A 23961-nucleotide genomic window follows, 5' to 3' on the forward strand; every position below is an offset into this window, starting at 1 on the left:
GGCAGTATGAGAACGATGAAGGGACCGGGTATTTTTTTGTCGCAGTTCATTGGCGGACAGGCGCCGTTCAACTCCCTTGAGGGGCTGGCGGGCTGGGCGGCAGCCAAAGGGTATAAGGCGCTGCAAATTCCCTGCAACCATCCGCACATTTTTGACGTGGAAAAAGCCGCGGAGAGCCAGACCTACTGCGACGATATCGCGGGCAGGCTTGCTGCGCGCGGGCTGGTCATCAGCGAGCTGTCCACCCATCTTGAAGGACAGCTTATGGCGGTCAATCCTGCCTACGGCGACGCGTTTGACCACTTCGCGCCCGCATCAGTGCGCGGTAACGATGCGGTCCGTCGGGCGTGGGCGGCGGAGAAACTGAAGCAGGCTGCAAAAGCCTCTGCCCGGCTAGGCTTAACCGCGCACGCCACCTTCTCCGGCTCGCTGGCGTGGCCGTTTTTCTACCCGTGGCCGCCGCACAGCGAGCCGCGCTTTCAGGATGCGTTTCAGGAGCTGGCAAACCGCTGGCGACCCATTCTGGACGCCTTCGACGAGCAGGGCGTTAACGTCTGCTTTGAGCTGCATCCTGGGGAGGACCTTCACGACGGCGTGACCTTTGAGCGTTTTCTGGCCCTGGTGGATAACCATCCGCGCTGCAACATTCTCTACGACCCAAGCCACATGCTGCTCCAGCAGATGGACTATCTGGCCTTTATCGACATCTACCACGCCCGCATCAAGGCGTTTCACGTCAAGGATGCCGAGTTCCGGCGCAGCGGGCGCAGCGGCGTATACGGCGGCTACCAGCCGTGGCTTAACCGCGCCGGGCGCTTCCGCTCGCCGGGAGACGGCCAGATCGATTTTAAAGGCATCTTCAGCAGGCTCGCCGAATACGACTACGACGGCTGGGCGGTGCTGGAGTGGGAGTGCTGTCTGAAGGACGGCGAAACCGGCGCGAGCGAGGGCAGCGCGTTTATCCAACGCCACATCATCCCGGTGTCGGATCGCGCGTTTGATGATTTTGCCGCAGGAGGCAGCGATGATTAAGGTTGGGATCGCCGGCTGCGGGTTCATCGGCCCCGCGCACATTGAGGCGCTGCGCCGCCTCGGCTTCGTGGAGGTGGTTGCGCTGTGCGACGGCTCGCTCGCGCAGGCGCAGGAAAAGGCGCGCGCGCTTAACGTCCCCCACGCCTACGGCAGCGTAGAGGATCTGCTCGCGCACCCGGAACTGCACGTGGTGCACAACTGCACGCCAAACCATCTGCACGCCGCGATTAACCGCCAGATTGTGCAGGCGGGTAAACACGTGTTTTCCGAAAAGCCGCTGTGCATGACCCCGGACGAAGCGCGCGAGCTGGTCGCTCTGGCGGAAGAGGCGGGGGTGGTGCACGGCGTGAGCTTTGTCTACCGCCAGTTCGCGATGGTGCGCCAGGCGGCGAGCATGATGCAGGCGGGAACCCTCGGGCGGCTGTTTGCCGCTCACGGCAGCTACCTGCAGGACTGGATGCTGCTGGAGACCGACTACAACTGGCGCGTGGATGCCGCGCTCGGCGGCGCGTCGCGCGCGGTGGCGGATATCGGCTCCCACTGGTGCGACACGGTGCAGTTCGTTACCGGCCGACGGATCGTTGAGGTGATGGCCGATCTCGCTATCGTCTGGCCGACGCGAAGGGCTAACGTCGCGGGAAATCACACATTTTCCCAGAACGCATGCGCTGGGTACGAGGAGAGGCCGGTCACCACCGAGGATTTCGGCTCGGTGCTGTTCCGCTTCGACGACGGCAGCAAGGGCAGCTTCAGCGTCTCGCAGGTAAGCGCCGGGCGTAAAAACCGCCTGAGCTTTGAGATCAACGGCAGCGAGCGGTCGGTAGCCTGGGACCAGGAAATCCCCCAGCGGCTGTGGATCGGCCATCGCAGCCAGGCGAACCAGACGCTCACTGACGATCCGGGCATGCTGAACCGCGACGTGGCGGACAGCGCCCACTTTCCCGGTGGGCATATCGAGGGCTGGCCCGACGCCTTTAAGAACATGCTGGCGCAGTTCTACCGCGCCGTACAGGCGGGCAGGATGCCGGACGCGCCGTCGTTCGCCACCTTTCACGACGGCGCAAACGTCATGTATATCGTTGATGCCATTGTGAAAAGCCATCAGCAGCAGCGCTGGGTAATGGTGGAACGCTGACGCGCAGCCCGGTTCGCCGGGCCGCGAATTTATGGTAGCCTGCACAAAACGCTAACCGCAGGATGTGTCGTCGCTATGTCAATTCAGAAAATCGCAAAGCTTGCCGGGGTGTCCGTGGCAACGGTCTCCCGCGTGCTGAATAACAGCGATACCGTAAAGGAAAAAAACCGCGAGCGCGTTCTGCAGGCCATCAAAGAGAGCAACTACCAGCCTAACCTGCTGGCGCGCCAGCTGCGAACCGCCCGCAGCCACATGATTCTGGTGATGGTCTCAAACATCGCCAACCCGTTCTGCGCCGAAGTGGTAAAGGGAATCGAAGAAGAGGCGGAGAAGAACGGCTATCGCATCCTGCTGTGCAACTCCGGCTCGGACATCGCGCGCTCCCGCTCGGGCCTGAGCCTGCTGTCGGGAAAAATCGTCGACGGCATTATCACCATGGACGCCTTCTCGAAGCTGCCTGAACTTTCCGCCCTGATTGGCGCCGCGCCGTGGGTGCAGTGCGCCGAATACGCTGATGCCGGAACCGTGTCCTGCGTCGGGATCAACGACGTCGACGCTTCGCAGCACGTGGTCAGCCAGCTCGCGGACGGCGGCCGCAAACGCATCGCGCTGATTAACCACGATCTGAGTTATAAATATGCCCGCCTGCGCGAGCGCGGCTATAAAAGCGTTATTCACCTTCGCGATCTGGACTATCAGGCCGTGGAATACGCCAGCGAACTCAGCGCGCGCGCCGGCACGGCGGCAATGCAAAAGCTGCTGAAGGACAATCCGCCGGACGCGGTGTTCGCCGTCTCCGATACGCTGGCCGCAGGCGCTCTGCGCGCCATTCAGCAGGCAGGCCTGCGCGTGCCGCAGGATATTGCGGTCGTGGGTTTTGACGGAACAGAGCTGGCGGAGATGATTTCGCTGAGCACCATCGAGCAGCCGTCGCGCGAAATCGGGCGCAGGGCGGTCGAATTACTGCTGAATAAAATCGACGTCCCGGACGCGCCCGCGGAAAGGATCATGATGGACTGGCGCTATATTTCCCGCGCCAGCACCTGATTAATTGGCGTTGACGCCGGCGAGCGAGCGAATATCGTTCCCGGTCGGCGACTGGTGAATGCGCAGGCCGAATTCGTCCACTACGGCAAATATATGGTCGAAGATATCAGCCTGAATCTCTTCATATTCCGCCCAGACAACCGTGTTGGTAAAAGCGTATATTTCAATCGGCAGGCCGTTAGCGTCCGGCGCAAGCTGACGCACCATCAGCGTCATATCTTTACGAATGCGCGGGTGGTTGCGCAAATATTCATTCAGGTACGCGCGGAAGGTGCCAATATTGGTCATCTTGCGCAGGTTTAATACCGATTCCCCTTCGCCATTTTTCTCATTCCACAGGCTAATTTCCTCATGGCGCGCGGCCAGATAAGGTTTCAGCAGCTTCGCCTTTATCAGCTTATGCTGTTCCTGCTCGTCGAGAAAATGAATGCTGGTGGTATCAATATTCAGGCTGCGCTTAATGCGGCGCCCGCCGGACGCGGACATTCCGCTCCAGTTAATAAACGCGTCTGAGACCAGCGCCCACGTCGGGATGGTGGTGATGGTGTTGTCGAAGTTGCGCACCTTAACGGTAGTCAGGCCGATGTCCGTCACCGTGCCGTTAGCGCCGTATTTTGGCATTTCCAGCCAGTCCCCGAGCTTGAGCATGTCGTTGGCGGAGAGCTGGATCCCCGCCACAAGCCCCAGTATCGGGTCTTTAAACACCAGCATTAAGACCGCCGCCATGGCGCCCAGGCCGCTAATCAGGATAGCGGGGGATTGGCCTATCAGCAGGGAGATTATCAAGATCCCGACCAGAATGGCGCTGACGAGCTTAATGCCCTGGAAGATGCCCTTCAGCGGCAGCTGTGAGGCGGTCGCCATTTTCTGCGAGAGATTGAAAATGACGTCCAGCAGCGAGAAGAAGGAGAGCAGGGCGTACACCATGACCCACAGCTTGGCGCAGGTGGTGACTATTTCCGCCGCTTCGCTCCCCTTTTGCAGCCACAGCACGGCCTGAACGTTGACGATTATCCCTTGTAAGGTAAACGCCAGGCGGTGAAATAATTTGTTCTGGGTAATGATTTGCAGCCATAAATGGCTGCTGGCCTGGGCGCGTTTTTCAAACGCCCGAAGAACCAGCTTGTGCAGTACAAAATGAATAATAATGGCGGTAAGAAAAATAATGCCAAAGATAATCACTAATGAGGTGGTGTGATTAATTTCAATGCCTAACTCTTCAACCTGAGCAATTAATTCCTGCATAACGTCTCCTTTAATGATGCAGCCCCATAATGGCGGCTGCGGATCTATTATGCAAATTCATTGGGGCTATTTCGCCGCGGAGCAGGACCTGACAACCGGCAGGCAGAGATGGTGGCGCATGCGCAGCGTCACCATTGCCAGCACGAGCATCATGCCCGTTTCGACGCACAGGAAGACGTTAATCGCCTGGGCGTAATCGCCGCGGTGGGCATGCAGCGCGTGCAGCAAAATCGCCCCGAAGATCGCCGGGCCAAGCCCTAACGCGGCCTGCTGGAGAGTGCTTAAAATCGCGCTCGCGGCGCCTGCGTCATCAGGCTGGATATCGCGCATGCCGATGCGATAGAAGCTGTTGACGATCAGCGCCTGCCCGTAGCCGACCAGCCCGGTGGCCGGGGCCAGCGTCAGCGCGGTATTGTTCATCCCCCACGTGCGGAAGGTGGCCACCAGCGCCAGCAGGCCGACAATCTGGATCGCAAGGCCGGTCAGCAGGATCGTGCTGGTGCGGTAGCGCGCGATCAGGCGCGGGGCGAACCACGCGGAGACGAAGTAGGTCACACCGAGCGCGATAAAGCTGTTCCCGGACTGCCACGGCGCCATCCCAAGACCGGTCTGCATCGTGAGCGCCATGCAGAACATAAACCCGGACCAGGCGCTAAAGAAAAGCATCGCGATCAGCACGCCGAAGCGGATGCTGCGAAGCTGGAGCAGGCGCGGCGGGATCAGCGGGTGCGCGTCCTCGCGCTCTTTTTTACGCGCGCTGAGCGTCATCAGCCAGGTCAGCGGAAGAATAGCCGCCAGCGCCGCCTTCAGCGGCCAGGACCAGCGCCACTGAGGGCCGAGCGCCATCGGGAACAGCAGGCAGCAGAGGATTATCGCCAGCAGCGCGGTGCCCTGCCAGTCAATGCGCGACGGCGTTTCCCGGCGCGTTTCCGGCACGTAGCGGCGGCTCAATGCCAGCACGACAAGGCAAATCGGCACGTTGATAAAGAACGCGTTGCGCCAGCCGAGCCCGGCGACGTCCGCCGACACCAGCCAGCCGCCGCCCATCTGCCCGACGATAAACGCAATCCCGCCGATGCCGCCAAAAAGGCTGATTGCCTTCGCGTGGGCGGTGCCCTTTAGCGTGACGTGCAGCGTGGCGAGGATTTGCGGCATGATGAGCGCCGCGCCCGCGCCCTGAACGATGCGCGCGGCAAGCAGCTGTTCGATGTTCCCCGCCATGCCGCACAGCAGCGAGGCCAGGCCGAAGCTCGCCACGCCCCACATAAACAGACGGCGGCGGCCATGGTTATCCCCGAGCTTGCTGCCGAGCGCCAGGCAGACGGCAAAGGCCACGCCGTAAAGCGCCACGATCAGCTCAAGCTCGGTGGCCGTGGCGTGCAGGGAGTGGGTAATAGAATCCAGCGCCACGTTGGTGATAGACGTATCGATCAGCGGCAGCATCTGGCCGGTTAAGAGCAATACCAGGCCTGCGCGACCTGGTGAAATAGCTGACGTATTCATGGTAACTCCATTGCGTCAAACGGCTGAGGGACGTAGCATCGTCTATCTGATAAACGGGTACCAGTTCTTGCCTATACTGGTACTGGCACTACCACGCAGGAGGATTTATGGCGCTGATATCTGAACCCGTCACCTCGCTTCAGGATGACACCCGCAAGCAGCTCGGCGCGTTTTTACGCGCGCGCCGTGAAAGCCTCGATCCGCAGCGCCTCGGCCTGCCGCGCAGCGGCCGTCGCCGCACGCCGGGGCTGCGCCGCGAAGAGGTGGCGATGCTCGCCGACGTGGGCGTGACCTGGTACACCTGGCTGGAGCAGGGCAGGGACGTCAATCCGTCAAGTGCGGTTATGGCGGCGGTGGCGAAAGCGCTTCAGTGCACGCCAACGGAGGCAAGGCACCTCTTCGTGCTGGCCGGGCTGCCGCCGGGCGAAGCGCCGCAGGCGGCCTGCTGTGAGGGTATCAGCGAAGGCACGCGTCGCCTGCTGGATACGCTGATGCCGAAGCCCGCCAGCATACAAAAACCGAACTTCGACATCGTGGCGTGGAACGACAGCTTCGGCCATCTGATGGGCGTCGACTTTAACGCGATCCCGCCGGAAGATCGCAACTGTATCTACCTGTTCCTCACCCATCCGGCGTGGCGCGCGCGGCTCGGCAAGCGCGACGACGTGCTGCCCGTTTTTGTCTCCTACTTCCGCGCGGCGATGGCCGAACACCGGGGCGATCCGCTGTGGGAAGCGAAGCTGGCGCGCTTCTTTGCGGTGTCCGAAGAGTTTAAAACCCTGTGGCACCAGCGCAACGACGTGCGCGGCGTGGAAAATCAGCTCAAGCTGTTTACCCACCCCGAGCTGGGGGATTTTCATCTGCAGCAGATGTACTGGTACTCCGCGCCCCGCAACGGCTCGCGGCTGCTGGTTTATCTGCCGGTGGACGAGGCGGGGGAAAGGGCCATGGACTGGCTGGCGGAGCAGGGGAAATAATTTTTTTGCGAGGGGCTTTCAGGGAATGAATACGCATTCGGCATGGCTCGGGTGAAGCATGTAAGGTGAGTCAGGAAAGGCAAATTAGCCTTTAATGCAAATTGCCTTATATGTTAATATTACCAGGGATGGATAAGCGTGTTCAAACTCATTGTTCACGAGGCGGTCAGAGGGGAAATCCTCTCGTTGCCTGCGGGCGTTCAGGCGAAGCTCATTCGCCAGCTAGATAAACTGCGCAATAACCCAACGGTACTCAGAGCGCCAGACAGCAAACCATTACCCCATGGATTGTTTGAAATACGAACCGTTGGCCTTATCCATAGCCGTGGAATTTATGTCTACCAGCGGGAGAAAACGATCTTTCTCCTGCGCGTGTTTATCAAGAAAACGCAGAAAACGCCCTTAGCGGAGATCCGTCTGGCACTGAACCGACGGCAGGAGATGTTGGATGAGCAAGAAGATTATTGACTGGGATACGTTGAGAACGGAACTGTTAAGCCACTCAGACGTACAGGCAGCGTTCGATGCAGAAGAACGTAAAGAACGGCTTAGGGAGATGCTGGCGCAGTGGCGTAACCATGCAGGACTCACGCGTGCGCAGGTTGCAGAACGGATGGGGGTCAGTGCGCCAACGGTTTCGCGGATGGAAGCCAATATTACGCGGGCAAGTCTCGATACGTTAACGCGTTACGCTCTGGCATGTGGGGTTAAGCATCCGCAGATTACGCTTTATTGAAAACGGGCCGCTGTCCGCGGCCCATCAGTCTTAGCACTCTGTCACAATGGTGCTCAGCGGCAGGCGAGACTTCGGCAGCGTGGCGTTGAAATCTTCCACGCTGTGGTGGCCAACCGGCACCACCACCAGGCTGGTAAAGCCTTTCTCTTTCAGGCCAAACTCCTCGTCGAGGATCGCGGCGTCAAAGCCTTCAATCGGTACCGCATCCAGGCCCATCGCGCCTACGCCCAGCAGGAAGTTACCCACGTTCAGGTACACCTGTTTTGCCATCCACTGGTCGTCATCCTTCAGATCCACGCGGTGCATATCGGCAAAGTAGCGGCGGCCCTTGTTGTTCGCGGCTTTGGCTTCCGGCGTGTTGAAGCGGCCATCGGCCTCTTCCTGATCCACCACGAGGTCCAGCCACGCGTCGTCCATTGCGGTCTTCGCGCAGAACACTACAACGTGAGACGCATCCAGCATTTTGCGCTCGTTGAACACGTAGGTGCCCGCCGCGGATTTCGCCACGCGCGCTTTACCTTCGTCCGTGCTGGCAACGATGAAGTGCCACGGCTGGGAGTTGGTGCTGGACGGGCTGTACTGCAGCAGCGTTTTGATTTTTTCCGCTTCTTCCGCGGTCAGTTTTTTGCTTGCGTCGAACGCTTTGGCAGAGTGGCGTTTCAGCGCGACAGAAATGATATCCATAACAGCTCCTGGTCAGTAAATTCGCCCGCTTGCGGGCGCGAAAGGAAAGCAGAGTACAAGGGAAAATGACAAAAGATAAGTGCATTTCGAGCGCTTAAACTGTTCGTCTGAGGCGAACAATCACGCCGGGCGTATCCGCTTCTGGTCTTTTTTAGGCAGCTTATCTACCACCAGATTCCATGAGTCATTGACCAGATCGGCCACCAGCTCAGGCGTGATATCGTCAGTGCCGTAAAGTGAAATCCAGTGCTTTTTGTTCAGATGATAGCCCGGCTCAATGCCGCGATAAATCTGCTGATTAAGCAACGACTTTTCCGGATCGGATTTGAGGCTAACGTGCGGCCTTCCGTGAGCCACGGCGGCGAGCATAAAAATCTTTCCACCCACCTTAAACACGTCAAACTCCGGGCCAAACGGCCAGCAGTGCTCCGTGAAGGGGAGTTCTAGCGCCACGCGCATGGCGTGTTCCTGCAGTGATTTACTGTCCATCGGCGTTCTCAACGGCAAGGCCGCGCCACATCACTTCAAAGCCCAGCGCCTTAAAATCGACCGCGCGAGACGGGTCGCGGGTGGCAAATTCCATCGTGGTTTCGGCCAGCGACAGGAACATCGCATCGCCGAAGGTTTTAAATTCGTCAGACATAAACACCGGGCGCACCGACCGGCGGCACAGCTCGTGCAGTTCCGGGAACATATCTTTCACCTCTTGTTCGGTCTCGGCGCTGAGCTTTTCGCTGACGCCAATCTGGCGAATGGCGGCGTGGGCAACCGGGTTGCGAATGCCCCAGTCGACGTAGCTGTTCCAGATATTGCGGGTATGTTCCTTGGGAAGCGTAATGGCGCGGTCCAGGTTTGCCAGCATGGTCTGGCAAAGATCCTGCTTCAGGTGCACGTAGAGGGCGTTGAGCAGATCGTCTTTGGTAGCAAAGTAGCGAAACAGCGTGCCTTCGGCGACACCCGCACGCCGGGCGATGGTCGCCGTTGATGCGGCAATCCCCGACTGCGCAAACGCAGCGGTTGCTGCCTCCAGTAACGCCTGTTTTTTATCTTCACTCTTCGGACGTGCCACTAAAAACTCCTCTTTGTCAAATGTAAAAAAACGTATTGAAGCATGCGGGGCATCGCCCTGCAACGCGGAATGTCAAAGATCGAAAACGTCTTGACGGCTTTCTCGTCCCATCTATAATGAGTGCTTACTCACTCATAATCAAGTTTACCCCGCGCAAACCATCGGAAGGGGCGCGTTAACGGGCCAGGAAATGAAAAAGCCTCTCTTCATCTGCGTGGTGTTTGTCATGATTATTGCGTCTGCGGCGAGCCTGCCGTTTGTTCTGAATGCCGGATTTGGCCAGCCCCCGCGGGGGGCGCAGCTGACGGAAGTAGAGGCCTCGCCACACTATCGCGACGGGAAGTTCCATAACGCGCTGCCGACGCCGGGCTTTACCGGAGAGCAAAATATGCTGGTGGCGTGGTGGCAGTTTCTGACCCGCAAAACCGAAAACGCGCGCCCCGCGCGGCCGCTGCCGCTGGTGAAAACCGATCTCGCGAGCCTGCCGCGGGAGCAGGACACGCTGGTCTGGCTGGGGCACTCGTCCTGGTATATGCAGCTGGCGGGCAAACGCATCCTCATCGATCCGGTCCTCGGCAACTATGCCGCGCCGTTCTCGTTCCTCAACAAGGCGTTCGAGGGGGAATACCCGTGGCGCGCGCAGAGCATGCCGGATATCGACCTGCTGATTATCTCTCACGATCACTACGACCATCTGGACTACGCCACCATCAGGGCGCTGCTGCCGAAGGTGAAGCGCGCGGTAACGCCGCTCGGCGTGGGCTCGCATCTGCGATACTGGGGCATGAAACCGGAGATTATCGACGAGCGTGACTGGAACCAGCAGGTGCGCATCAGCGACGCGCTAACGGTGCACGTCCTGCCCGCGCGCCACTTCTCCGGGCGCGGCATCAAGCGCGACCAAACCCTGTGGGGCAGTTTCATGTTCGTCACGCCGGAGCAGAAGGTGTACTACAGCGGAGACTCCGGCTACGGCCCGCACTTTAAGGCCATCGGCGAGCAGTTTGGCGCGGTGGATTTGGCCATCATGGAGAACGGCCAGTATGACCAGGACTGGAAGTACATTCACATGCTACCGGAGGAAACCGCGCAGGCCGCGGTGGATCTTAACGCCAGGGCGGTGGTGCCGGGCCACAACGGGCGGTTCGTGCTGGCGAAGCATACCTGGAACGATCCGCTGATCCAGCTGGCCAACGCCAGCAAAGGCAAAAACTATCGGCTGCTAACGCCGGAGCTGGGCGAGCCGGTCCGCGTGGGCGATAGCGCGCAGGAATTTCATCAGTGGTGGGAATTATGATCAACCGAGAAGCCGAAGGGGAGAGCAGTATGACCATTTCCGCTCAGGTCATCGATACCATCGTCGAATGGATCGACGACAATTTACACCAGCCGTTGCGCATTGAAGAGATAGCCCGCCACGCCGGCTACTCGAAGTGGCACCTGCAGCGGCTGTTTATGCAGTACAAAGGGGAGAGCCTCGGGCGCTACATTCGCGAGCGCAAGCTGCTGCTGGCGGCGCGCGACCTGCGCGAATCGAACGAGCGCGTGTATGACATTTGCCTGCGCTACGGGTTTGATTCCCAGCAGACCTTCACTCGCATCTTCACCCGCACGTTCCATCAGCCGCCGGGCGCGTACCGCAAGGAAAACCACGGTCGGACGCACTGACATTGACAAAACGCAGGCCGGGTAAGGCGAAGACGCCACCCGGCTTTTTTTATGCTGTTAAGACGCCAGTGAAAACCAGCGGCGCCAGACGAAGCGTAAAATGAAAAACTCGATGGCGCCCAGAGCCAGGAACCACAGGCAGAACAGGATGGTGTAAAGCTGGTTGAGATCGACCATGTGGAAGGTCGCAACCAGCTTCTGCGCCAGGACCAGGCCCAGCGACGGCGCGGGCAGCAGCAGGCAGGAGAGCAGGGCCAACAGCAAAATGCCGCCTGCGGTGAGCAGCGATTCTAACGGGTGTTTCATCTTAATGTTAATCGTCAGTTAAAAATGTAATTGTCGGGCATATTGATTCGTAAAGCAATATAAACCCGGCTGCGCTTTTTTGAAAAAATGAAGCCTTTATTCTGCGTTGAAAAAACAGAAAAATAAAAATGACTCGGAGACGATTAAATTATTATTTTGTTGTGTAAATAAATGTCGTCCTCAGGAAAATAATTTTACAAAGGTATAGGTGCTGTACCCAATTAACGTCGCAATAACAATGGCAGCGAAGATGTATAACGCCAGGCGGCGCCCGCGATAAATCCCAAACATGCATCCTCCTCGTTTAGACTTGGTTTAGAAATATTTTGTAAAAATCAGCTCATCGAAATAGTGTTAACCAGTTTTGAATAACCCGTCGTTAAATATATTGCGGCAGATCAATTTTAGTCGCAAGTATTAAAGATGAATATATTTAAGCCCGAAAGGAAATCAGGCTTCCGCCCATCGGAAATTAAAGGAACAATATGATGACCAAAAAAAATCCTTCTCAGAATCGACCACCGTCAGGTGGGCTGCCTTACCAGCAGACCGTAGAGCAAGTGCTTGCTCACAAGCAGAGCCAGGCTAACGGTCTGGATCGCAAAGAGGCGCAGGCGCGTTTGCAAAAGCACGGCCCTAATGCGCTGCCGGAGAAAAAAGGCAAACCGGCCTGGCTGCGTTTTCTTGCCCACTTTAATGACGTGCTGATTTATGTCCTGCTGGCTGCCGCCGTATTAACGGCAGTAATGGGCCACTGGGTCGATACGCTGGTTATTCTGGGCGTCGCGGTAATCAATGCCTTGATTGGTCATATTCAGGAAAGCAACGCGGAAAAATCCCTGCAAAGCATTCGCAATATGCTCTCCAGCGATGCGCGGGTAATTCGTAACGGGAGCCATGAAACGATCCCAACCACGGAAATCGTCCCGGGCGATATTATTGTGCTACGCGCGGGGGATCGTATTCCGGCGGATATGCGTTTAATTGAGGCGCATAATTTACGCGTGGAAGAGGCGATTTTGACCGGCGAATCCACGGTCGTGGATAAACATATTAATCCCCTTAGCGGTGAGCTGCCGCTGGGCGATCGCACCAACCTGGTGTTCTCCGGCACGACCGTGAGCGCGGGCGGCGGCGTTGGCGTGGTGATTGCCACCGGTCAGGAGACCGAGCTCGGGCACATCAACCAGATGATGGCGGGCATTGAGAAGCACCGCACCCCGCTGCTGGTGCAGATGGACAAGCTGGGCAAAGCGATTTTCGTCATTATCCTGGCGATGATGGCGGCGCTGTTCCTCTTCAGCCTGGTGTTCCGCGAGATCCCGATGGGCGAGCTGCTGCTTTCCCTTATTAGCCTGGCCGTGGCATCCGTGCCGGAAGGTTTGCCGGCGATTATCTCCATCATCCTCTCGCTGGGCGTGCAGGCGATGGCGCGCAAGCGTGCGATTATCCGCAAGCTGCCGACGGTTGAAACGCTGGGGGCCATGACGGTGGTCTGCTCGGATAAAACCGGCACCCTGACCATGAACGAAATGACGGTGAAGGCCATTATCACCGCCGACGCCTGCTACCGCGTGGACGGCAACAGCTACGAGCCGGTGGGCAGCCTTTATCTGGAAGGCAGCGACGAGCCGGTGCAGATCCAGCCGGGCACCGTGCTGGAGCAGTACCTTCGCACCATCGACCTGTGCAACGACAGCCAGCTGGTTCAGGACGAGCGCGGCCTGTGGGGCATCACCGGCGGGCCGACCGAGGGCGCGCTGAAGGTGCTGGCGGCAAAAGCGAACCTCGCCCCGGTTATGACCACGCTGGTCAGCAAGATCCCGTTCGACTCGCAGTACAAGTACATGAGCACCCACTACCAGATTGGCGGTGAGGAGCAGATCCTGGTCACCGGCGCGCCGGACGTGATTTTCGCCCTCTGCGCCCAGCAGCAGACCCGTAACGGCACGGCCAGTTTTGACCGCGCGTACTGGGAAGCCGAGATGGAGCGCTATGCGCGTCAGGGGCTGCGCATGGTCGCCGCGGCGTTCAAGCCGGCGAACGGCGAGCAGGAACTGACCCACGACGACCTGAGCCACGGCCTGATCTTCCTCGGCATCGCCGGGATGATGGATCCGCCGCGCCCGGAAGCGATTGACGCCATTGCGGCCTGCCAGCAGGCGGGGATCCGCGTGAAGATGATCACCGGGGATCACCCGCAGACGGCGATGAGCATTGGCCAGATGCTGGGGATTGCCAACAGCGAGCAGGCGGTCACCGGCTATCAGCTGGAGAAAATGGACGACGCCGAGCTGGCGGACGCGGCGGTGAAATATGACATCTTTGCCCGCACCAGCCCGGAGCATAAGCTGCGCCTGGTGAAAGCGCTGCAGGACAAAGGCGAGATTGTCGGTATGACCGGCGACGGCGTGAACGATGCGCCGGCGCTGCGCCAGGCGGATGTGGGTATCGCGATGGGCATTAAGGGCACGGAAGTGACCAAAGAGGCGGCGGACATGGTCCTGACGGACGACAACTTCGCCACCATCGCCAGCGCGGTGAAGGAGGGGCGTCGCGTTTACGACAACCTGAAGAAGACCATCCTGTTCATTATGCCAACCAACCTGGCGCAGGGCCTGCTGATCGTGATTGCGCTGCTGGCGGGGAACATCATTCCGCTAACGCCGGTGCTGATCCTGTGGATGAACATGGCGACCTCCGCCACGCTCTCCTTCGGCCTGGCCTTTGAAGCCGCCGAGCGCAACATCATGCGTCGCCCGCCGCGCCAGACCGGGCAGCACGTTATGGACGCCTACGCCGTATGGCGCGTGGCCTTCGTCGGCACCCTGATCGCCATCGCCGCCTTTGCGCTGGAAGCCTGGCTCGGCCCGCGCGGCCACAGCGCGGAGTTCATCCGCACCGTGCTGCTGCAGATGCTGGTTACCGCCCAGTGGGTGTACATGATTAACTGCCGCAACACCGAAGGTTTCTCGCTGAACCGCGGCCTGCTGGCGAACAAAGGGATTTGGCTGGTCACCGGCGTGCTGTTCCTGCTTCAGGCGGCGATTATCTACCTGCCGTTTATGCAGATGCTGTTCGGCACCGAAGCCCTGCCGCTGCGCTACTGGTTTGTGACGCTGGCCGTTGCGGGCGCAATGTTCTTCATCGTCGAGATCGAGAAGCGACTGACCCGCAGGTTCCGTAAGGCTGCATAACAAAACCTTACCCCTCACCCTAACCCTCTCCCCATAGGGGAGAGGGGACCGTCCGGTACTCTCCCTTGGGCTCGGTTTTCTGAGGGTCAAGGGTCGGCTCGGTTTTCTCCCTCGCCCCTTTGGGGAGAGGGCCGGGGTGAGGGGTGAAATCACGCTGAGGTACTCCTGAATGAAACTCCCGCTCCTGCTCGCGCTCCTCGCCAGCACCCTGCAACCCGCATTTGCCGCCGCCATTCCCGTTCGCGTCGCCGTTGTCGAGCAGACCGCCCACGCCGCCGAGCGCCAGATCCCCGGCCGCATTGAGGCCATTCACACCGTTGAGCTGCGCGCCCGTACGGAAGGCGTCATCACTAAAATCCACTTTCGCGACGGCCAGTACGTGAAAAAAGGCGACGTGCTGTTCGAGCTGGACGACGCCGAGCCGCGCGCCGCCCTGCGCCTGGCGCAGGCCGAAGTAAAAAGCGCCGAGGCCACGCTGCGCCAGGCGCAGCAGCAGCTTTCCCGCTTTGAAAGCCTGGGCAGCAGCAACGCCATCAGCCGACACGACGTGGACAACGCCCGCATGCAGCGCGACGTGGCGAGCGCCGCGCTGGAGCAGGCCAAAGCGAGGCTTGAAGCCCGCAGCGTGACGCTGACCTACACCCGCATCGCCTCCCCGATTGACGGTCGCGTGGGGCACAGCCGGTTCCACGCGGGCAGCCTGGTCAACCCCGCCAGCGGCGTGCTGGTGGAGATCGTACAGCTTGACCCAATCCGCATCGCCTTTGCGCTGGAAGAGGGGGCGTTTGCCGCCAAGGCCGGGCAGCATGCGGATCTCGGCGCGATGAAAAAAGCCTGGCAGGCGCTGATCGACAGCAGCGGGCAGCGCGTCCTCGGCGAACTGACCTCGGTGGATAACCGCATCGATCCGCGCACCGCTAGCGTGATGCTGCGCGCCGAGTTCGCCAACCCGCGCCATCAGCTTCTGCCCGGCGGCAACGTCAATGTTTATCTGCGCCCGGCGGGCGAGCAGCCGGTGCTGACCCTGCCCGCCGCGGCGGTGCAGCAGAACGGCGAAGGATTCTTTGCCTGGATCATCAGCGCCGACGGAAAAGCAGAAATGCGTCCGCTGAACGTTGCCGGGCAAATTGGCCAGCAGTTTGAGATTGCCTCCGGCGTCAAGCCCGGTGAGCGAGCGATTACTGACGGCGCACAGCGCGTGCAGCCGGGCGCTGCCGTCCAGATACTGAATTAAGGAGCCATCATGCTGACGTTTTTCATCAAACGCCCGCGCTTTGCGATGGTGATCGCGCTGGTGATAACCCTGCTGGGCGCCCTCGCGCTGAAGATTATTCCGGTTGAGCAGTATCCGCAGATTGCGCCGCCGGTCGTGAATGTGTCAGCGTCATGGCCGGGCGCCAGCTCCGCCGACGTGGCCGAAGCTATCGCCACGCCGCTGGAGACCCAGCTGAACGGCGTGGACCACATGCTCTATATGGAATCCACCAGTTCGGACGAGGGCAGCTATAGCCTTAACATCACCTTTGCGGCGGGCACCGACCCGGACATGGCGGCCATCGACGTGCAAAACCGCGTGGCGCAGGCCGTGGCGCAGCTGCCCGCGGAGGCGCAGCAAAACGGCGTGCAGGTTCGCAAGCGCTCCACCAACCTGATGATGGGGGTAAGTCTTTACTCACCAAATAACACCCACGCGCCGCTGTTCGTCAGCAACTATGCCAGCACCCAGGTGCGCGAGGCGCTGTCGCGCCTGCCGGGCGTCGGGCAGGTGCAGATGTTCGGCGCGCGCGACTACAGCATGCGCATCTGGCTGCGCCCGGAGCGCATGAACGCCCTCAACGTCACCACGGACGACGTCGCCCAGGCGCTGCGCGAGCAGAACGTGCAGGGCGCGGCGGGGCAGGTGGGCACGCCGCCGGTGTTTAACGGCCAGCAGCAGACGCTGACCATCAACGGCCTCGGCCGCCTCAACCAGGCGGAAGACTTCGCCGACATCATTATCCGCGCGGGCGAGATGGGCCAGCTGGTGCGCCTGAAGGACATCGCCACCATCGAGCTGGGGTCGCGCAGCTACAGCTCAGGCGCGCAGCTGAACGGACACGACTCCGCCTACCTCGGCATCTACCCCACGCCGTCCGCCAACGCTCTGCGCGTGGCCGACGCGGTGCGCGCCGAGCTGGAACGCCTCTCGACGCGCTTCCCGGACGATCTGGTCTACGAGGTCAAATTTGATACCACCGCCTTTGTGGCCGCCACCATCAAAGAGATTGGCGTCTCGCTGGCGCTGACCCTGCTGGCGGTTGTGGTCGTGGTGTCCCTGTTCCTGCAAAGCTGGCGCGCCACGCTAATCGTCGCGCTCGCCATTCCGGTGTCGCTGGTGGGCACCTTTGCGATGCTCTATACGCTCGGGTACTCCGCCAACACGCTGAGCCTGTTCGCCATCATTCTGGCGCTCACCATGGTGGTGGATGACGCCATCGTGGTGGTGGAGAGCGTTGAAACGCTGATGGCGGAAGGGCAGAGCCGCACGGCGGCGACCGCGCTGGCGCTTCGCCAGATTGCCGGGCCGGTGATTGCCACGACGCTGGTGCTGCTGGCGGTATTTGTGCCGGTGGCGATGCTGCCGGGGATCGTCGGCGAGCTGTATCGCCAGTTCGCGGTGACGCTCTCAACCGCCGTCACGCTTTCAAGCCTGGTCGCGCTGACGCTCACGCCCGCGCTGTGCGCGCTGCTGCTGCGCCCGCGTCCTGCGCGTCCGGCGGCCATTTTCCGCGGCTTCAATCGGGGGCTGGACGCCGCGCGCGGCGGCTATGCCCGCATCGTGAGCGTGTTTACCCATCGGCCCTGGCTGGCGCTGCTGGCAACGACGGGCGCGGCCGCCGTGGTGGCGTTCAGCGTGACGTCGATGCCGAAAGGCTTCCTGCCGCAGGAGGATCAGGGCTACTTCTTTGCCAGCGTACAGCTGCCGGAAGCGGCGTCGCTGGAGCGGACCGAGGCGGTAATGACCACCGTGCGGCAGCTTATTGCCCGTCATCCGGCGGTGGAAGACGTGATTCAGGTGTCCGGATTTAACATTCTCAACGGCACTAGCGCCTCAAACGGCGGATTTATCTCCATCATGCTGAAGGACTGGAGCGAGCGCCCGCCGCTGGATGAGGTGATGGGCATGCTGCAGCGGCAGCTGCTGGCCCTGCCGGAAGCGACGATTATGGCCTTCGCGCCGCCGACGCTGCCGGGGCTGGGCAACGCCTCCGGCTTCGACCTGCGCATTCAGGCGCAGGCGGGGCAAAGCCCGGCGGAGCTGGAGCGCGTCACGCGCGAGGTGCTGGCAAAAGCCAACCAGCATCCGCAGCTGAGCCGCGTCTTCACCACCTGGAGCAGCAGCGTGCCGCAGCTGACGCTGACGGTCGATCGCGAGCGCGCGGCCCGGCTTGACGTGCCCGTCTCGCGCATCTTCAGCAGCCTGCAGACTGCCTTCGGCGGCACGCGCGCCGGGGATTTCAGCGTCAACAACCGCGTCTACCACGTGGTAATGCAAAACGAGATGCAGTGGCGCGAGCGCGCGGAGCAAATCAGCGAGCTGTTCGTGCGCAGCCGCGGCGGCGAGCGGGTGCGCCTGAGCAACCTCGTCACCATCACGCCAACCGTCGGCGCGCCGTTCCTGCAGCAGTACAACCAGTTCCCGTCCGTGTCGGTGAGCGGCTCGGCGGCGGCAGGGGTGAGCAGCAGCGCTGCGATGGCGGCAATGGGCGAGCTTCTGGAAGAGAACCTGCCTGCCGGGTACGACTACGCCTGGAGCGGCATCTCGTATCAGGAGCAGCAGACCGGCAATCAGGCCCTCTGGATTATGCTGGCGGCGATAGTGATGGCGTGGCTGTTCCTCGTCGCGCAGTACGAGAGCTGGACGCTCCCGGCGAGCGTGATGCTCTCGGTGCTGTTTGCCCTCGGCGGGGCGCTGGTGTGGCTATGGATCGGCGGATACGCCAACGACGTGTACGTGCAGATTGGCCTGGTGCTACTGATTGCCCTTGCCGCCAAGAACGCGATCCTGATCGTCGAGTTCGCCCGCGCGCGGCGCATGGACGGAATGACGATTGTCGATGCGGCGCGGGAAGGGGCGTCGCGCCGCTTCCGCGTGGTCATGATGACCGCCGTGTCGTTTATTATCGGCGTCCTGCCGATGATGCTGGCGACCGGGGCGGGTGCCCAGAGCCGACGCATCATCGGCACCACGGTGTTCAGCGGGATGCTGGTGGCGACCGTGGTTGGCATTCTGTTTATCCCGGCGCTGTTCGTGCTGTTTCAGCGCCTGCGCGAGTGGGGCCACGGCCTTACGGACTCGTCGCCCACAGCTCGCAGTGCTTCTGAACCAGAGAAATAAGCGAGCCGCCGTCGGCGATAAAGTCCCGCATGCGCTGCGCCTCGCTCTTGCCCTGTTTTAACAGCAGGGCGATTTCCTGTATCGCGCTCGTCGCGCCGAGCTTTTCGGCCGAGGGCGCAACCTGCTCCAGCAGCCACGCGCAGTCTTCCGCCACGGTTTTATGCTCCCCGGTATGCACGTCCGTCAGAATGCCCTCCAGCCCGTAGCGACACGCCTGAAAGCGGTTGAAGCGGTACAGCAGAAAATCTTTTTCCTGGTGCTTATAGGGCCGCGCGGTCAGCAGCCAGTGGGACGTCGCCTGGATCAGCCCGGCGATATTAATGGCGTGGGCAAGCGTCAGCGGCGTATCCATCACCCGCACCTCGACGGTGCCAAAGTGCGGGCTGGGGCGAATATCCCAGTGCAGATCTTTGATGCTGTCGATCATGCTGGTGGAGCTGAGCCGACGGAACAGCCCTTCAAACTCCTGCCAGCTGTTGACCCACGGCATCTGGCCGTTGTCCGGGAAGCCGGAGAAAATATTGAGCCGCGACGAGGCGAACTTCGTGTCGGTGCCCTGCATATACGGCGACGCCGCCGCCAGCGCGATAAAGTGCGGCACGAAGCGCGACAGGCCGTGCAGGAGGTAAATGGCGTCATCCCCGGTGCGGCAGCCGACGTGGACGTGCTGGCCGAACACCGTGGCCTGTAAAATCAGATAGCCAAAGCGTTCAAGGGTGACGTTATAGCGCTCGTTGTCGCAGACCTCCTGCCGCTGCCACTTCTGGAACGGATGCGTGCCGCCGCCGCAGATCTGGATATGCTGTTCCGCCGCCGCGCGCAGGATGCTCTGCTGCATCACCGAGAACTGTGCCGCCGCCTGGTCGATGTTCTGGCACACGCCCGTCGCAATCTCGAGCATGCTTTCGGTGATGTCGTGTTTGACTTCACCGCCTTTGATGTCGTCTTTTACGGCGGCGATAAGGGCGGAGGAGTCCTGGCTCAGGTCATAGCCCGGCGGGTTAACCACCTGAAGCTCAAGTTCGATGCCCAGGGTATAGGGTTCAGAAGCGTGGAAGTCGGGTAAGGGCATGGTGAGCTCCGTTGTCGGGTATGGAGAGAGTATAGACAACGGGTCATTCTGTTCGGAACAATCCCCTCGCCGTTTTGGGAAGAGGGGGAGGGGCAACCGCAGGCGGCGTGGCGTTACGTCAGTCAATCACCAACAAACGTGCTGACCGGTATGTTAAAACGCTTCGCCAGAGCCCGCATATGGTCAAGCGTCAGCGAGCGCTGGCCGCTCAGGATGCGGCTCACCAGCGACTTCTTACCAATCTCATTTTCCAGGTCGCTTTGCGTCAGCTTATGCTGGTCCATCAGCGTTCGCAGCAGCGCCACGCCTGAGGGTATGCTGGCTACCCTCGCGTTAAACTCCGCAAACTCCGGCGACGCGTTTTCGTACCTGTCGATCTTTGCCGTTAGCATATCGATGAGTGGATTATCAGGATCGTGCTCGATCAGGTATTCCACCAGATCCAGCGCGTCTTGATAGTCTTCTTTTGTTGGGTTTACGCTCAGGAAAGGCAGCAGCTTAGTCAGCGCGTTTGCTGCTTTGATAGTTTCTGCGTAGTTCATTCTTTCGTTCTCCGATACACATCTAAAAGCTTGTCGTATTCTGCATGTGTTCCTCTTGCTTCTTGACTGGGAATATTATACTCAATGCGTTTAAGTTGACGATATGGAAACTTTCAATAGATGCACCTTTCTTGAAATTCCAAAAGCTTACCCGTCCGAAGAACGTGGTTACAATCGTATGGGAGGATTGGCGATGTGAATGAAAATTTTTTGTTTTCGTGGTGCGTTCTGGCTATTTGTTTTTCACCTTAATGTTAGTTGGTTGTTGAGTTGTGAATGGATAATGAGAGTGGAGTTCGCTAAGTGTTAGGCGAGGGAGTTGAATTACTATCTGTGAGATCAAAATATAACAATACTTTGATGATGCAGGGGTTATTACTAACGTAAAACATGATATGTAAGAGGGAATGATTGCTGCCGGATATCCAAACGGTATTTATCGTTAATGGAGCCAAGCTGAGATACCCGTTATGAAGAGACCAATAGCGCACAAAAATGATCGTCTGCCAGTACCAAAAACAAATCACTTTACACCTGAAGCGAGGCAGCGTGTTATCAATGGACTTGTTGCGACGGCTAATGCTGACTTCGTATCCTTGGTTTACTGGCTGAAAACAGGTAAACAGAATGGTGAACCTTTTCCGTTAGATAAATGCGAAAGACTTCGAAACAGTATTCGTAATCTTGAGACCATTAAGGCTGGTGTACAAACCGACTGGAAGCAGGCAATCCAGTTGATGGAAAAAGAAATCAAAAAAAGCCATCAACTGAGTGCCTCGGTTCTTGCTCCCTCGCAGCTTGTTACTGGTGTTCTGAGAAATCTTAATGATATCAGCGAGAAGATCGCTGCGGGTAACGCTATGCCCGAGATGCTTGGCAGGCTCAAAAATATGCAGCAAATGATTGCCAATCTTAAGGGTAATGAGGGGTTGGTTAAAAGTATCAGCATCCTAACACGAAGTACGCAAGATGCTTTACGTGGTTATAGCAAGAAGCAACCAAAATCAAAAATTAGGAAGCCTGAAAAAGTAAACCCTCTCATTCGTGACGAGCTATCCTTCCAGAACGAGTGTGCCCCTCTGATCGGGGAAAGCGATATTTTCATAATAGCTAGTTGTTTTATTTCAATGTCGGCTCGATTGGGACAGTCCCCTGTCAGCTTGGCTAAAAGAGCAGCTGCTTTAAAAGGTGTCATCAAAACTGCGTTTTTGCCCGAACTGCTGGAGCTACTTCAACAGGATGTAGAGTTGAATGCCTTAGTACCGCACTCCAAAGACAAAGATGACAATACTCGTATTGATGGAGGTAAGCTTGTTGGGTTGACAGGAGTCGTTGAGGGGGGCTCATCTATCGGCGTGGAGGCGCAGCGAATTATTACCGCTGAACTCAAAAAGTTCGCGCATATCACAGTGGCTCAGCGTGTATATCTGGATTCAGCCCGTTTAGGGCTAGCTTTGGAAAACGATACGTTTAAGGTTATCGAGGAGGTAAAACGTATCGCTGGGAAGCATAATTTGAGTCCACTATCGGTTGCGGTGTATGCGACTTACAAAACGCCTGGCATAAGACCGGATATTGCCGCAGATGTGATTACATTACTGGTACAGGATGAGGCTCTTACAGTGACTGTCAGAAGGTAACTTAATTTGTATTAGCTTAAATTTGGCCTGACATAAGAGTGGCGTAGAGCCGGACTAAAATTGAAGTCCGCACAGTGTCAGGAGTGGACATAACAAAGACTCAGTTATATTAGAGCATACAGTTTGATGAACTGATGTTTTAGCCTGCTTCTCTGTTGGCCCAGTCAGCCTTAAGGGCAACCATAATAATCATCCTGTCATAAATTTATCGGCCTAATGTTTTAGGCCGACCAACTAAAGGTTAACTAGTATTGCTCAAAGTGCCGGGGTTTCCGATAATAATTTCTTCACGAATGAATTGCAGATTTGATGATACTGTACGTAGCGCAATTTAGTCTTATCTGCCAGAGAGTTACGATGTTCAATAATAAAATCAAAAGAACGACTGGGTTCTTTTTCCTTCATATACTTTATTGCTGCATCTAATCTTTCTACTTTTGGCGTTATACTATCGATATTGCTGAGGGAAAAGTAGTAGCCTAGTGCATAAGAAACAGCATTAAATACATACATTGTAGGCAATTCGCCTTCTCTATAGCTCAAGAGCTTATTTTTGTAGCTAGAGTAATCGACTTTGTCTAGCATCAAATTTGCGATCTTTTCATCAGGATGGTTTGGCAGACGAAACCTTGGCTTGATCAACTCCATAAAAACCAAACCAAAGACTTCCCGTCTTAAATCATCTTCAAGCTCATCCATTGCTGACAAAAAAAATGGGATCGTATTAAAATGCGCATTTAATGTATATTCGGCATGATAATTATTAATGAGCCTCATGAAGGACAACTCTTTTGTCAGGCCGTACTTTGCTCTCAACTCAAAATTTCCTGAAGTTAACGATTCTAATTTTTTTCGCTCCCATACAAGCAACCTAAATGGAGGCTTGTTATTAGCCTTAAATAATTCCAAGTGCTCCTTACAAGCGTTAGATAGATAGCCTGAAGCTATAATCAGCAATACATCTGGTCGCACAGCCATTGCCCATGAAAGTACGCCATGTAACTTGTCAGGCGGCACGCCCTTTTCATAGTGCTTACATTCAATATGCCACTTTTCAAAGATCTGAGAGCCATCTATTTCAGTTTTCAAGAAGGTAGCTTCTAGATCACGTCCACGGTCAGATGGGCTGGATCCAAGCGGAGTACCCTTTCTCCAGTCGAGCTGCGCTGGTGAGAGGCTTGATAGCAGATCGTAGCAAAACTCTTCGAATTTAGTTGGATCGAGTGCATCGAAATTGAACTCCACGGAATCCCCTTAATGCATTGTTTTTTTAAATGGTGAATGCTGTATGCCACGATTATCTATCATGTTTGGGCTGGGTACAATTGCAGGAATGTCGCACATATAGGGCTTATTGAAATAGACGATAGTGAGCCTACGGCGGCATGGAGGCTCTTGATAATTTGAAAAAAAACAAGGGGCTTGAGGACGCGAACTGGCGTCAATCAGATGTTTGCCGCCTGAGTCTTGATAACCGGACGTCTGAAAGACGTTATAGAAAAAAGCATTAAAACCAGCCTTTAGATTTGAGCTGTTCACTCATCGGAAAATGACGTTCGGACTCAGTATCCGTCAGGCCCGCCGGAATCTGAATCTGAGCAGAACGGTTTGACATTGCCGCCTGGATACTACGCGTAATGAACCCCTTATTATCGTGTTGCAGGCAGTGGCAGAGGGGTACTCACTAAACTATTTCCAAAATCATCATTTGACCGGAAGCTCAAAAAATA

The 23961-nt window shown here is 57.9% G+C and carries 21 protein-coding genes and 1 pseudogene; 13 read left to right on the forward strand and 9 right to left on the reverse strand.

Annotated features, from left to right (window positions below; translation table 11 throughout):
* The first annotated feature begins 6 nt into the window (after nucleotides 1-6).
* The 3 genes from V1599_RS08150 (at nucleotide 7) to V1599_RS08160 (ending at nucleotide 3214) form a co-directional block, all read left to right on the forward strand.
* Nucleotides 7-1032: a sugar phosphate isomerase/epimerase family protein gene (locus tag V1599_RS08150; RefSeq protein ID WP_395301316.1), complete on the forward strand. Its 1026-nt coding sequence runs from the start codon at nucleotides 7-9 to the stop codon at nucleotides 1030-1032.
* Nucleotides 1025-2167 (forward strand): Gfo/Idh/MocA family protein, encoded by a 1143-nt coding sequence (locus V1599_RS08155; protein ID WP_395301317.1) that lies wholly within the window; start codon nucleotides 1025-1027, stop codon nucleotides 2165-2167. The genes V1599_RS08150 and V1599_RS08155 overlap by 8 nt, the downstream gene beginning before the upstream one ends.
* Nucleotides 2168-2242: 75 nt before the next feature.
* A complete protein-coding gene (locus V1599_RS08160; protein WP_395301318.1) occupies nucleotides 2243-3214 on the forward strand; it encodes a LacI family DNA-binding transcriptional regulator in 972 nt (323 codons plus the stop codon).
* On the opposite strand, the gene V1599_RS08165 is transcribed toward V1599_RS08160, so the two are convergent.
* A complete protein-coding gene (locus V1599_RS08165) occupies nucleotides 3215-4459 on the reverse strand; it encodes a mechanosensitive ion channel family protein (RefSeq protein ID WP_395301319.1) in 1245 nt (414 codons plus the stop codon).
* 66 nt (nucleotides 4460-4525) lie between these two features.
* Nucleotides 4526-5962 carry an MFS transporter gene (locus V1599_RS08170; RefSeq protein ID WP_395301320.1) on the reverse strand — a complete coding sequence of 479 codons (1437 nt, stop codon included), beginning with the start codon at nucleotides 5960-5962 and terminating at the stop codon, nucleotides 4526-4528.
* A 107-nt stretch (nucleotides 5963-6069) separates the two neighbouring features.
* Between V1599_RS08170 and V1599_RS08175 the strand changes: the two genes are divergently transcribed.
* The 3 genes from V1599_RS08175 to V1599_RS08185 all read left to right on the forward strand — a co-directional run bounded on the left by V1599_RS08175 (nucleotide 6070) and on the right by V1599_RS08185 (nucleotide 7675).
* On the forward strand, nucleotides 6070-6939 hold the full coding sequence (locus V1599_RS08175) for a helix-turn-helix transcriptional regulator (RefSeq protein ID WP_395301321.1): 870 nt from the start codon (nucleotides 6070-6072) through the stop codon (nucleotides 6937-6939).
* Between the two features lie 138 nt (nucleotides 6940-7077).
* On the forward strand, nucleotides 7078-7407 hold the full coding sequence (locus V1599_RS08180) for a type II toxin-antitoxin system RelE/ParE family toxin (protein WP_297119499.1): 330 nt from the start codon (nucleotides 7078-7080) through the stop codon (nucleotides 7405-7407).
* Nucleotides 7388-7675 (forward strand): helix-turn-helix domain-containing protein, encoded by a 288-nt coding sequence (locus V1599_RS08185; RefSeq protein WP_297119496.1) that lies wholly within the window; start codon nucleotides 7388-7390, stop codon nucleotides 7673-7675. Before V1599_RS08180 ends, V1599_RS08185 begins: the two co-directional genes overlap by 20 nt.
* 30 nt (nucleotides 7676-7705) lie before the next feature.
* Here the strand turns inward: V1599_RS08185 and nfsB are convergent, their stop codons facing one another.
* The 3 genes from nfsB to V1599_RS08200 all read right to left on the reverse strand — a co-directional run bounded on the left by nfsB (nucleotide 7706) and on the right by V1599_RS08200 (nucleotide 9428).
* Entirely contained in the window at nucleotides 7706-8359 is a 654-nt protein-coding gene (gene nfsB, locus V1599_RS08190) for an oxygen-insensitive NAD(P)H nitroreductase (protein ID WP_112013005.1), read from the reverse strand.
* Nucleotides 8360-8479: 120 nt separating this feature from the next.
* Nucleotides 8480-8848, reverse strand: a complete 369-nt coding sequence (locus tag V1599_RS08195; RefSeq protein WP_112013003.1) for an MmcQ/YjbR family DNA-binding protein — start codon at nucleotides 8846-8848, stop codon at nucleotides 8480-8482.
* Nucleotides 8838-9428 (reverse strand): TetR/AcrR family transcriptional regulator, encoded by a 591-nt coding sequence (locus tag V1599_RS08200; RefSeq protein ID WP_112013001.1) that lies wholly within the window; start codon nucleotides 9426-9428, stop codon nucleotides 8838-8840. Before V1599_RS08200 ends, V1599_RS08195 begins: the two co-directional genes overlap by 11 nt.
* Before the next feature lie 190 nt (nucleotides 9429-9618).
* Between V1599_RS08200 and V1599_RS08205 the strand changes: the two genes are divergently transcribed.
* Both V1599_RS08205 and V1599_RS08210 read left to right on the forward strand, forming a co-directional pair.
* Nucleotides 9619-10725 (forward strand): MBL fold metallo-hydrolase, encoded by a 1107-nt coding sequence (locus tag V1599_RS08205; protein WP_112012999.1) that lies wholly within the window; start codon nucleotides 9619-9621, stop codon nucleotides 10723-10725.
* A gap of 29 nt (nucleotides 10726-10754) precedes the next feature.
* Nucleotides 10755-11096, forward strand: coding sequence for a RamA family antibiotic efflux transcriptional regulator (locus tag V1599_RS08210; RefSeq protein ID WP_112013025.1), 342 nt, complete (start codon nucleotides 10755-10757; stop codon nucleotides 11094-11096).
* A gap of 57 nt (nucleotides 11097-11153) precedes the next feature.
* On the opposite strand, the gene V1599_RS08215 is transcribed toward V1599_RS08210, so the two are convergent.
* Nucleotides 11154-11402: a DUF1158 domain-containing protein gene (locus V1599_RS08215; RefSeq protein WP_112012997.1), complete on the reverse strand. Its 249-nt coding sequence runs from the start codon at nucleotides 11400-11402 to the stop codon at nucleotides 11154-11156.
* 488 nt (nucleotides 11403-11890) lie between these two features.
* Here V1599_RS08215 and V1599_RS08220 point away from each other — a divergent pair, with 488 nt between their 5' ends.
* The 3 genes from V1599_RS08220 to V1599_RS08230 all read left to right on the forward strand — a co-directional run bounded on the left by V1599_RS08220 (nucleotide 11891) and on the right by V1599_RS08230 (nucleotide 18977).
* Nucleotides 11891-14599, forward strand: coding sequence for a cation-transporting P-type ATPase (locus tag V1599_RS08220; RefSeq protein ID WP_395301565.1), 2709 nt, complete (start codon nucleotides 11891-11893; stop codon nucleotides 14597-14599).
* Nucleotides 14600-14768: 169 nt separating this feature from the next.
* Nucleotides 14769-15833, forward strand: coding sequence for an efflux RND transporter periplasmic adaptor subunit (locus V1599_RS08225; RefSeq protein ID WP_395301322.1), 1065 nt, complete (start codon nucleotides 14769-14771; stop codon nucleotides 15831-15833).
* A gap of 9 nt (nucleotides 15834-15842) precedes the next feature.
* Nucleotides 15843-18977, forward strand: coding sequence for an efflux RND transporter permease subunit (locus tag V1599_RS08230; RefSeq protein ID WP_395301323.1), 3135 nt, complete (start codon nucleotides 15843-15845; stop codon nucleotides 18975-18977).
* Here the strand turns inward: V1599_RS08230 and V1599_RS08235 are convergent.
* Nucleotides 18928-20049: a YbdK family carboxylate-amine ligase gene (locus V1599_RS08235; protein ID WP_395301324.1), complete on the reverse strand. Its 1122-nt coding sequence runs from the start codon at nucleotides 20047-20049 to the stop codon at nucleotides 18928-18930. The two genes, V1599_RS08230 and V1599_RS08235, sit on opposite strands and share 50 nt — an antisense overlap.
* A gap of 122 nt (nucleotides 20050-20171) precedes the next feature.
* A complete protein-coding gene (locus tag V1599_RS08240) occupies nucleotides 20172-20591 on the reverse strand; it encodes a type II toxin-antitoxin system HigA family antitoxin (protein WP_112012988.1) in 420 nt (139 codons plus the stop codon).
* Nucleotides 20592-21061: 470 nt separating this feature from the next.
* On the opposite strand from V1599_RS08240, the gene V1599_RS08245 reads away from it, so the two are divergent.
* A complete protein-coding gene (locus tag V1599_RS08245; RefSeq protein ID WP_297119479.1) occupies nucleotides 21062-22231 on the forward strand; it encodes a hypothetical protein in 1170 nt (389 codons plus the stop codon).
* 255 nt (nucleotides 22232-22486) lie between these two features.
* Here the strand turns inward: V1599_RS08245 and V1599_RS08250 are convergent, their stop codons facing one another.
* The gene (locus tag V1599_RS08250; protein WP_297119477.1) at nucleotides 22487-23476 is read right to left on the reverse strand and encodes a restriction endonuclease; all 990 of its coding nucleotides are present in this window, start codon (nucleotides 23474-23476) and stop codon (nucleotides 22487-22489) included.
* 131 nt (nucleotides 23477-23607) lie between these two features.
* On the opposite strand from V1599_RS08250, the pseudogene V1599_RS08255 reads away from it, so the two are divergent.
* Nucleotides 23608-23912, forward strand: a pseudogene (locus V1599_RS08255) (IS3 family transposase); the annotation flags it as partial.
* Between the last annotated feature and the right edge of the window lie 49 nt (nucleotides 23913-23961).

This window comes from Enterobacter sp. ECC-175 (genome assembly GCF_043968675.1).
Lineage (GTDB): Bacteria > Pseudomonadota > Gammaproteobacteria > Enterobacterales > Enterobacteriaceae > Enterobacter.

Coding starts and splice junctions, on each gene's coding strand:
- V1599_RS08150 (WP_395301316.1), top strand. CDS start 7: ATGAGAACGATGAAGGGACCGGGTATTTTTTTGTCGCAGTTCATTGGC.
- V1599_RS08155 (WP_395301317.1), top strand. CDS start 1,025: ATGATTAAGGTTGGGATCGCCGGCTGCGGGTTCATCGGCCCCGCGCAC.
- V1599_RS08160 (WP_395301318.1), top strand. CDS start 2,243: ATGTCAATTCAGAAAATCGCAAAGCTTGCCGGGGTGTCCGTGGCAACG.
- V1599_RS08165 (WP_395301319.1), bottom strand. CDS start 4,459: ATGCAGGAATTAATTGCTCAGGTTGAAGAGTTAGGCATTGAAATTAAT.
- V1599_RS08170 (WP_395301320.1), bottom strand. CDS start 5,962: ATGAATACGTCAGCTATTTCACCAGGTCGCGCAGGCCTGGTATTGCTC.
- V1599_RS08175 (WP_395301321.1), top strand. CDS start 6,070: ATGGCGCTGATATCTGAACCCGTCACCTCGCTTCAGGATGACACCCGC.
- V1599_RS08185 (WP_297119496.1), top strand. CDS start 7,388: ATGAGCAAGAAGATTATTGACTGGGATACGTTGAGAACGGAACTGTTA.
- nfsB (WP_112013005.1), bottom strand. CDS start 8,359: ATGGATATCATTTCTGTCGCGCTGAAACGCCACTCTGCCAAAGCGTTC.
- V1599_RS08195 (WP_112013003.1), bottom strand. CDS start 8,848: ATGGACAGTAAATCACTGCAGGAACACGCCATGCGCGTGGCGCTAGAA.
- V1599_RS08205 (WP_112012999.1), top strand. CDS start 9,619: ATGAAAAAGCCTCTCTTCATCTGCGTGGTGTTTGTCATGATTATTGCG.
- V1599_RS08210 (WP_112013025.1), top strand. CDS start 10,755: ATGACCATTTCCGCTCAGGTCATCGATACCATCGTCGAATGGATCGAC.
- V1599_RS08215 (WP_112012997.1), bottom strand. CDS start 11,402: ATGAAACACCCGTTAGAATCGCTGCTCACCGCAGGCGGCATTTTGCTG.
- V1599_RS08220 (WP_395301565.1), top strand. CDS start 11,891: ATGACCAAAAAAAATCCTTCTCAGAATCGACCACCGTCAGGTGGGCTG.
- V1599_RS08225 (WP_395301322.1), top strand. CDS start 14,769: ATGAAACTCCCGCTCCTGCTCGCGCTCCTCGCCAGCACCCTGCAACCC.
- V1599_RS08230 (WP_395301323.1), top strand. CDS start 15,843: ATGCTGACGTTTTTCATCAAACGCCCGCGCTTTGCGATGGTGATCGCG.
- V1599_RS08235 (WP_395301324.1), bottom strand. CDS start 20,049: ATGCCCTTACCCGACTTCCACGCTTCTGAACCCTATACCCTGGGCATC.
- V1599_RS08240 (WP_112012988.1), bottom strand. CDS start 20,591: ATGAACTACGCAGAAACTATCAAAGCAGCAAACGCGCTGACTAAGCTG.
- V1599_RS08245 (WP_297119479.1), top strand. CDS start 21,062: ATGAAGAGACCAATAGCGCACAAAAATGATCGTCTGCCAGTACCAAAA.